Annotated in this window: 7 protein-coding genes; 4 read left to right on the top strand and 3 right to left on the bottom strand. The window is 69.9% G+C overall.

Features of this window, described 5'->3' with window-relative positions:
- The coding region (gene bmt, locus P409_RS19885) for a betaine--homocysteine S-methyltransferase (RefSeq protein WP_034842220.1) at positions 1-948 on the bottom strand (948 nt) is incomplete at its 3' end.
- A gap of 210 nt (positions 949-1,158) precedes the next feature.
- Between bmt and mbfA the strand changes: the two genes are divergently transcribed.
- Positions 1,159-2,115: an iron exporter MbfA gene (gene mbfA / locus P409_RS19880; protein WP_034842216.1), complete on the top strand. Its 957-nt coding sequence runs from the start codon at positions 1,159-1,161 to the stop codon at positions 2,113-2,115.
- A gap of 136 nt (positions 2,116-2,251) precedes the next feature.
- Here mbfA and P409_RS19875 read toward each other — a convergent pair whose 3' ends face one another.
- A complete protein-coding gene (locus tag P409_RS19875) occupies positions 2,252-3,781 on the bottom strand; it encodes a trimethylamine methyltransferase family protein (RefSeq protein ID WP_052120987.1) in 1,530 nt (509 codons plus the stop codon).
- A gap of 189 nt (positions 3,782-3,970) precedes the next feature.
- Here P409_RS19875 and P409_RS19870 point away from each other — a divergent pair, with 189 nt between their 5' ends.
- The gene (locus tag P409_RS19870; RefSeq protein ID WP_052120985.1) at positions 3,971-5,098 is read left to right on the top strand and encodes a 2OG-Fe(II) oxygenase; all 1,128 of its coding nucleotides are present in this window, start codon (positions 3,971-3,973) and stop codon (positions 5,096-5,098) included.
- Positions 5,099-5,223: 125 nt separating this feature from the next.
- Positions 5,224-6,528, top strand: a complete 1,305-nt coding sequence (locus P409_RS19865) for an aminotransferase class I/II-fold pyridoxal phosphate-dependent enzyme (RefSeq protein ID WP_034842213.1) — start codon at positions 5,224-5,226, stop codon at positions 6,526-6,528.
- A gap of 54 nt (positions 6,529-6,582) precedes the next feature.
- On the opposite strand, the gene P409_RS19860 is transcribed toward P409_RS19865, so the two are convergent.
- On the bottom strand, positions 6,583-7,464 hold the full coding sequence (locus tag P409_RS19860) for a LysR family transcriptional regulator (protein WP_202964737.1): 882 nt from the start codon (positions 7,462-7,464) through the stop codon (positions 6,583-6,585).
- A gap of 125 nt (positions 7,465-7,589) precedes the next feature.
- On the opposite strand from P409_RS19860, the gene P409_RS19855 reads away from it, so the two are divergent.
- Positions 7,590-7,975: EamA family transporter (locus P409_RS19855; RefSeq protein WP_343285516.1), on the top strand; the 386-nt coding region annotated here is incomplete at its 3' end.

The following is a 7,975-nucleotide window of genomic DNA, read 5'->3' as shown; positions in this document are numbered from 1 at the left end:
GATCGGGCCCAGGAGCCGCTCGACCGTCTCGACATCCGGCACCGGGCCGCGGGCGGTGCCGTTCACCGCCGCGACCATGGCGCGGATGTGCTCCGGCGTCGTGCCGCAGCAGCCGCCGATGATGCGGGCACCGGCATCGCGCGCCAGCACGGCGTAGTCGGCCATGATCTCCGGCGTGCCGTCATAGACGATGGCGCCTTCCCGGTATTGCGGGATGCCGCAATTGCCTTTGGCGACGATGATGTCGTCGCCGTCCGAAGCCCGCACCAGGCCGAGGATGCTGTCCAGCAGCTGGGCCGGGCCGATGCCGCAATTGGCGCCGAAGGCGGTGGGCCGGCAGGCGCAGTTGCGGCCATGGGTGATCGCCGCCTCCGGCGTCAGCCCCATCATGGTGCGGCCGTTGGTGTCGAAGGTCATGGTCGACACGACCGGCAGGCCGGTGCGCGACGCGCCCTCGATCGCCGCCTGGATCTCCTCCGCCGCCGAGATGGTCTCGATCCACAGCACGTCGACGCCGCCCTCGGCCAGCGCCTCGGCCTGCTCGGCGAAGGCGGCCACGCCCTCCTCGTAGCTCAGCACGCCGACCGGCTGGAAGATGTCGCCGGTCGGGCCCATCGAGCCGGCGACGATCACCGGCCGGTCGAACTCCTCGGCCACCGCGCGGGCGATGCGGGCGCCGGCGACATTCAGCTCGCGCACCCGGTTCTGGGCGCTGTGCAGCGCCAGCCGCCGCGCATTGCCGCCGAAGGTGTTGGTCAGGATGATGTCGGAGCCGGCCTCGGCAAAGCCGCGATGCACCGCCTGCACCCGCTCCGGCCGGTCGATGTTCCACAGCTCCGGGCTGTCGCCCGTCTCCAGCCCCTGGGCGAACAGGCCGGTGCCCATGCCGCCATCGGCGAACAGGATCGGCTTGGCAGCGAGGAGATCGTGGAAACGGGTGCTGGTCATGGCCGGACCTTCCTGGAAACCGCGGCGGGCGCAAGGCGACGGTACCGCCGGGCCGATGCGAACTCCATCACAATATAAGGACATCGTTATGAATTTATATCCCGCCTGCGACGCGGCCTCGCCCGGCGCCACCGCGCTGCGAGTCGTTCGTCATTGCCTTCGCCCCGCCACCGGGCGGAGAAGCGAAGGGCGAGCGAAGCGGAGACGGCGATGAAGGACTTTTCGCAACTGAGCGAGCGCGAGCTGCTGGCCCTGGCGATCTCGCTGGAGGAGGAGGATGCGCGGATCTACGGCGATTTCGCCGAGGGCCTGGCCGCCGACTTCCCGGCCTCGGCCGCGGTGTTCCGCGGCATGTCGCGGGAGGAGGACGGGCACCGCCACCGGCTGCTGGAGCTCTACAAGAAGCGCTTCGGCGACCACATCCCGCTGATCAACCGCCATGTCGTCCGCGGCTTCATCCGCCGCCGGCCGGTCTGGCTGGCCCGGCCGCTGGCGCTGGAGACCGTGCGGAAGCAGGCCGAGGCGATGGAGGCGGAGACCCGGCGCTTCTACGAGCGCGCCGCCGGCCGCGCCACCGATGCCTCGATCCGCCAGCTGCTGGGCGACCTGGCGGCGGAGGAGCGGCGGCACGAACATGTGGCGGGCCAGCTCGAGGCGAAGCACGTGCCGGCCAAGGTGCAGGAACGCGAGGGCGAGGACGAGCGCCGGCTGTTCGTGCTGCAGATCGTGCAGCCGGGCCTGGCCGGGCTGATGGACGGGTCGGTCTCCACCCTCGCCCCGCTCTTCGCCGCGGCCTTCGCCACGCATGACAGCTTCGACACCTTCCTGGTCGGCCTCGCCGCCTCGGTCGGCGCCGGCATCAGCATGGGCTTCGCCGAGGCGCTGTCCGACGACGGCAGCCTGACCGGGCGCGGGCGCCCCTGGCTGCGCGGCCTGGTCTGCGGCGGCATGACCGCGCTGGGCGGCCTCGGCCACACCCTGCCCTATCTGATCCCCGACTTCTGGACGGCCACCAGCCTCGCCGTCGCGGTGGTGGCGGTGGAGCTGGCGGTGATCTCCTGGATCCGCCACCGCTTCATGGATACGCCGCTCTTGTCCTCGACCTTCCAGGTGGTGGTCGGCGGGCTACTGGTGTTTTTGACGGGGATTTTGATCGGGAGTGCGTAGGATCCGAGAACCGCCCCTTTTTCTGTCATTGCCGGGCTTGACCCGGCAATCCAGGGGCCGCCTGGAGCCGCTCTGGCTGCCCCTGGATCCTCGGGTCAAGCCCGAGGATGACAATTAAAAGAAGCTCCCTGACCGATCAGTCGCTCGGCACCCCGCCCTCTTCCTTGCGCTTCGCGACGAAGGCGTCGAGCTCCTCGGCGATGGCGAGGTCCAGCGGCGGCGGCTCGAACTCGGCCAGGATGCGCTTGTACAGCTGGTGCGCCCGCTGGGTCGCGTCCGGCGCCCCGGCCTCCTGCCAGCTCTCGAAATTCCGCCAGTCGGACAGCAGCGGCGCGTAGAAGGCGGTCTCGTAGCGCGCCAGCGTGTGCTGCGCGCCGAAGAAGTGCCCGCCGGGGCCGACCTCGCGGATCGCGTCGAGGCCGAGCGTGTCGTCGTCGACCACCAGCGGCTGCAGGAACTCGATCATCGTCTGCACCAGCTCGGCATCGACGATCATCTTCTCGAAGCTGGCGCGCAGGCCGCCCTCGAGCCAGCCGAGGCTGTGCATCACCATGTTGGCGTGGCCCTGCACCGCCGCCCAGAGCGACACCATGCTCTCATAGGTCGCCTGCACGTCGACCGCGTTCGAGGCGTTGGTGTTGGAGGAGCGGTAGGGGATGCCATAGCGCCGGGCCAGCTGGCCGCCGGCCAGCGCCGCCTTGGCGTATTCCGGCGTGCCGAAGGCCGGTGCCCCGGACTTCATGTCGACATTCGAGGTGAAGCCGCCATACATCACCGGCGCGCCGGGCTTGACCAGCTGGATCAGGGCGATGGTCGCCAGCGCCTCGGCATTTTGCTGCGCCAGCGCGCCGGCCAGCGTCGCCGGGGCCATGGCGCCGGATAGGGTGAAGGGCGTGACCGTCACGATCTGCCCGGCCTTCGCCATCTCGATCAGGCCCTCGATCATCGGCCCGTCCAGGCGCAGCGGCGAGGAGGTATTGACCACGGTGAACAGGCTGGGCTCGCGTTCCAGCTGCTCCCGGCTCACGCCCCGGGCGATGCGGGCGATCTCGATGCCGTCGCGCATCCGCACCCGGCCCAGCGCGTAGGCGTGGAACGGCTTGTCCGACAGGGTGACGAAGGCGCGCAGCGCGTCGAGATGCCGGGTCGAGGGATGCAGGTCCACCGGCTCGACCGGATAGCCGCCGAAGATGTGCATCGCGTTCAGCGACTGGCCGAGGCGCAGCAGGTTGCAGTAGTCGCGGTAATTGCCGACCCGCCGCCCGCCCTCGATGTCGGACACGTTCGGGGCGGAGCCGACCGAGGCGAAGACGATCGACCGGCCGCCCATCCGGACGTCCCGCTCCGGATTGCGGGCGTGGAAGGTGTAGCTGGACGGCGCCTTCGCCACCGCGTCCAGCACCAGGCCGCGGTCGAGGCGGACGCGGCGGCTGCCGGGCGTGGTCCGGGCGCCGGCGCGGCGCAGGATCTCGATCGCCTCGTCATGCAGGAAGTCCATCCCGATCTCTTCCAAGATGGTCAGCGAGGCGTCGTGGATGCGCTCGACCTGGTCGGGCCGCAGCACCTCGACCGGCGGCATCGGGTTCTCCACCAGCTGCCAGGGAAGCTGGTGGAGGCCACCCGCGCCATCACGGCGGCGGCGGGGTGTGGTACGGCTGCGGCTCATCCTGACCTCGTCTCGATCTCGGGCGACTCCCGGCGCTCAACCCTGGCACGGCCGGCGCCGCGCCGCGCCGCCCGGATTCGCCATGCAGCGACGTCAGCGCGACATGTGACACAAGGCACGACGGCAGCCATAATCCTGCTGTAATATGCGAGCAGCTCTCAATTGGATCGTATTTCCGTGGAGGATTGAATGTCCCGTCTGCTGGAGCCCGGCGATCCCGCGCCGCTCTTCGTGGTCCCGACGCCGCAGCGGCCGGATTTCCGCTTCGATACCGTGGCCGGGCGCTATGTCGTCCTGAGCTTCTTCGGCTCGGCCGGAGATGCGCAGTCCAAGCGGTTGCTGTCGGCGATCGCGGCCGAGGTCGGGCCGTTCAACGATGGCCACGCCACCTTCTTCGGCGTCACCCAGGACAAGGACGACGCCCAGCCGGGGCGGCTGCCGACCCGCGTTCCGGGGCTGCGCCACTTCTTCGATTTCGACGGCAAGATCAGCCCGTCCTATGGCGCCGAGCAGCGCAAGATCAGCTACGTGCTGTCGCCCAATCTGCGCGTGCTGGCCCGCTTCCCGATCGAGGACGGGGTCGAGCACGCCAAGATCCTGACGGAGTTCGTCAGCAGGCTGCCGCCGCTGACCCGGCTGGGCACGGCCACGCCCGGCGCGCCGGTGCTGGTGGTGCCGTATCTGTTCGAGCCCGAGTTCTGCCGCGCCCTGATCGACTACTACAAGAAGGTCGGCGGCGAGGAGAGCGGCTTCATGCAGACGCTGCCGGACGGCCGCACCGCCGCCGCGGTCGACCATGCGCACAAGAAGCGAAAGGACGCCACGATCGAGGACGAGCCGCTGCGCCTCGCCATGAAGGCCCGGATCGAGCGCCGCCTGGTGCCCGAGATCAAGAAGGCGTTCCAGTTCAACGCCACCCGGATCGAGCGCTACATCGTCGCCTGCTACGATTCCGGCGAAGGCGGCTATTTCCGCGCCCATCGCGACAACACCACCAAGGGCACGGCACACCGCCGCTTCGCCGTCACCATCAACCTGAACGCCGACGAGTTCGAGGGCGGCGAGCTGCGCTTCCCCGAATATGACCGCCACAGCTACAAGGCACCGACCGGCGGCGCGGTGGTGTTCTCCTGCTCGTTGCTGCACGAGGCGCTGCCGGTGACCAAGGGCACGCGCTACTGCACCCTGCCCTTCCTGTATGACGAGGAGGGCGCCAAGATCCGCGAGCAGAACCTGTCCTATTTTGCGGACGACAACCTGCGCACGCAGCTCGAGCGCAACCTGATCGGCGGCACCAAGGAGAAGGCGGCGAGCTGAGCTCGGGGTCACCCGCGACGGCAGGGCAGAGCCGACATCGCCGCATGGCTCCGCCCTCGCCCGCCGGCGCCCTGCATCGCTAGTCTTCCCGCATCGTTCCGCCACGATCGCGCCCGGAGACGGCCATGCAGAGCCTCGAGACCATGATGACCGACGACCTCCGCGCCTTCCGGCGGCAGGCGGGGGACCGGCATGCCGCCTTCAAGGCTCGCGGCCTGAAGCTGGACAGCACCCGGGGTAAGCCGTCGCCGGAGCAGCTGGACCTGTCGAACGAGCTGCTGTCCCTGCCCGGCCCGGACGGCTTCCGGTCGGCCGATGGCGGCGACTGCCGCAACTATCTCGGCGATGTCCGCGGCCTGCCGGAGGCGCGGGCGCTGTTCGCGCCGATGCTGGGCGCCCCGGCGGAGCAGGTGCTGGTCGGCGGCAACTCCAGCCTGACGCTGATGCACGACCTGATCGCCTTCGCGCTGCTGCACGGCGTGCCGGGCGGCGACAGGCCTTGGGCGGCGCAGGCCCCGATCACCTTCCTGTGCCCGGTCCCTGGCTATGACCGCCATTTCTCCATCTGCGAGGGCTTCGGCATCCGGCTGGTGCCGTTGCCGCTGACCGGGCACGGGCCGGACATGGACGTGGTCGAGCGGCTGGTGGCCGAAGACCCGTCGGTGAAGGGCATCTGGTGCGTGCCGAAATACAGCAACCCGACGGCCGAGACCTATTCCCCCGAGACGGTGGAGCGGCTGGCGGCGATGCGCACCGCCGCGCCGGATTTCCGGCTGTTCTGGGACAACGCCTACGTGGTGCACCACCTGACCGACCGGCCGCACCAGCTGGCCAACATCCTGGAGGCCTGCGGCCGGCACGGCCATGGCGACCGGCCCTTCATCTTCGGGTCGACCTCGAAGATCACCTTCGCCGGCGCCGGGCTGGCCCTGTTCGCCGGCTCGGCCGCGAACATGGACTGGGCCCGGAAGCATCTCAGCCGCCAGTCGATCGGCCCGGACAAGCTGAACCAACTGCGCCATGTCCGGCTGCTGCGCGACGAGGCCGGCATCGCCGCGCTGATGCAGCGGCACCGAGGGATCATCGTGCCGAAGTTCCAGCGCGTGCAGACGGTGTTCGCCGAGCATCTCGGCGGCGCCGGCATCGCCCGCTGGACCGAGCCGGAGGGTGGCTACTTCATCAGCCTGGACGTGCGGCGCGGCAGCGCCCGCCGGACCGTGGCGCTGGCGCAGGAGGCCGGGGTGGCGATGGTGGCGCCCGGCGCGACCTTCCCCTATGGCCGCGACCCGGACGACCGGAACATCCGCATCGCCCCGACCTTCCCGGCGCTACCGGAGGTGGGGCTGGCCGCCGAAGGCGTGGCGCTGTCGGTGCTGGTCGCGACGAGCGAGGCGATCCTGGCCGAACGCGAGGCCGGCGGCGGCCACTGAGGCCGCCCACCGGTACGGCGCGTCTTCCCTGAACGGCGCGCCCCGGGGGACGGGTCAGGCTTCGGCAAAGACGTCGACGACGAAATCGACGAAAGCCCGGACCTTCGGCACCAGATACCGCCGCGACGGATAGACGGCGTAGATCGAGGTCTCGACCTTCGACCAGTCGTGCAGCGCGGTCGCGAGGGTCCCGCGGGCGATGTCCTCCGCCACATAGCGGCGGGGTGTGAGGCTGAGGCCGAAGCCGGCGCGCAGCGCGTCCCGCACCGCAAGGCCCGACCCCACCTTGTAGCGGCCGTCGACCGGCACCCGGACGACCTCGCCGCCCCGCCGGAACTCCCAGTCGTCGGCATGGTCGGACAGGGTGAACTGGACGCAGTCGTGACCGCGGAGATCCTCCGGCCGCTGCGGCTGTCCGCGCCGGCTGAAATAGTCCGGCGACGCGCAGATGACATGGTCAAGCGTCATCAGCCTGCGCGCCACCAGGCTGGATTCCTCCAGCCTGTCGCTGCCCCGGATGGCGACGTCGTAGCCCTCCTTGACGATGTCGACCCGGCGGTCGTCGAGGTTGAGGTCGAGCGACAGCTCCGGGTGCCGCGCCAGGAAGGCCGGGATCATCGGCGACAGGGTCAGCAGCGTCAGCGAGACAGGCGCGCTGACGCGCAGCAGCCCGCTCGGCGTGTTCTGCAGCGCGCCGAGCGACCGGTCGGCATCCGCGATGTCGTCGAGGATGCGGCGGACCTGCTGATAATAGATCGAGCCGGCCTCGGTCAGGCTCATCCGGCGCGTGGTGCGGTTCAGGAGCCGGGCCTGCACATGCCGCTCCAGCTCGCCGATGTTCTTGCTGACCGCGGCCGGGGACAGCTGCAACATCTTGCCGGCAAGGGCGAAGCTGCCCTGCTCCACCACCGTCCGAAACACACGCAGCGCGACCATATGGTCCATATCGTTCACTCATGGTGGCGAGTGTCAACACCACTCCTAGCATTATCTCTCCGAGGTGAAGAGAATATCTGTCGGCGACAGGAGGCAGAGCGCCTCGGATTTCGCGTGAGACGCCCGTGACGACGACCCTTGCCCAGCAGACTGTGACGGCGAATACCAGCCAGGCCGCGGCGATCCTGACGACCGCCATCGCACCGGCGATCTGGGGCACCACCTACTACGTCACCACCGAATTCCTGCCGCAGGGCTACCCGCTGACGGTGGCGATGCTGCGCGCCCTGCCGGCCGGGCTGCTGCTCCTGGCCCTGGTCCGGACCCTGCCGACAGGCATCTGGTGGGGCCGGGCCTTCATCCTCGGCGCCCTGAACTTCTCGATCTTCTGGGCCTTGCTGTTCGTCTCCGCCTACCGCCTGCCGGGCGGGGTCGCCGCGACGCTCGGCGCGGTGCAGCCGCTGATCGTGATCGCGCTGGCCCGCCTGGTGCTGGGCCGGCCGGTGCTGCC

Source organism: Inquilinus limosus MP06 (genome assembly GCF_000767795.1).
Classification (GTDB): Bacteria; Pseudomonadota; Alphaproteobacteria; order DSM-16000; family Inquilinaceae; genus Inquilinus; species Inquilinus limosus_E.
Note: the sequence above shows the minus strand (reverse complement) of the source record. Positions and strands in the feature narration are given on the sequence as shown.